Source organism: Pseudomonas sp. FSL R10-0056, from assembly GCF_009600105.1.
Lineage (GTDB): Bacteria > Pseudomonadota > Gammaproteobacteria > Pseudomonadales > Pseudomonadaceae > Aquipseudomonas > Aquipseudomonas bubulae.
In genome coordinates, this window is sequence record NZ_WIWL01000074.1 from 1 (window position 1) to 725 (window position 725).

A 725-nucleotide genomic window follows, 5' to 3' on the forward strand; every position below is an offset into this window, starting at 1 on the left:
GGTTTCCTAGACACTCTCCAGGCTCGCTGCGTAACGCTTTTCAAACTCTACCGGTGACAGCTGATTGTTGAAACTGTGGCGTCGTTTTGGGTTGTAAAACATCTCGATGTAATCGAACACATCATCCCGAGCATCCTGGCGTGTAGTGTAGATTTTACGCTTGATCCGCTCCCGCTTTAGCAGCTGGAAAAAGCTCTCCGCTACAGCGTTGTCGTGGCAGTTACCTCGACGACTCATGCTGGCTACCAGGTTGTTAGCTTTCAAGAAGCTTCGCCAGTCTGAGCTGCTGTACTGACTGCCTTGATCCGAGTGGATCATCACCTCTTGCTTCGGCTTACGTCTCCAAACCGCCATCAGCAGTGCATCAATGGCTACGTCGCTGGTCATCTGCGACTTCATTGACCAACCAATGATCTGGCGTGAAAACAGATCGAGCACCACGGCCAAATACAGCCAGCCTTCATATGTTCGGATGTAGGTAATGTCTGTGACCCAGACTTTGTTGGGTTCTCTGACATCGAATTGGCGCTTCAGTAAGTTCGGTGAGGCAACGGCTGGTTTACCGCCATATTTTCCCGGCCTCCGTCGATACCCAGTCTGAGAACGTAAACCTTCAAGGCGCATCAACCTAGCTACCCGGTGACGGCCACAGCTCTCACCAACCTCTCGCAGGTCATCATGGATCTTGCGATAGCCATAAACACCACCGCTTTCCAACCAGGAGT

1 protein-coding gene is annotated in these 725 nt (G+C 51.7%); it reads right to left on the minus strand.

Annotation, left to right across the window (positions count from 1 at the left end; genetic code table 11):
• Nucleotides 1-6 precede the first annotated feature (6 nt).
• On the minus strand, nt 7-725 hold a 719-nt coding region (locus tag GHO42_RS03825; RefSeq protein ID WP_153329185.1), incomplete at its 5' end, for an IS3 family transposase.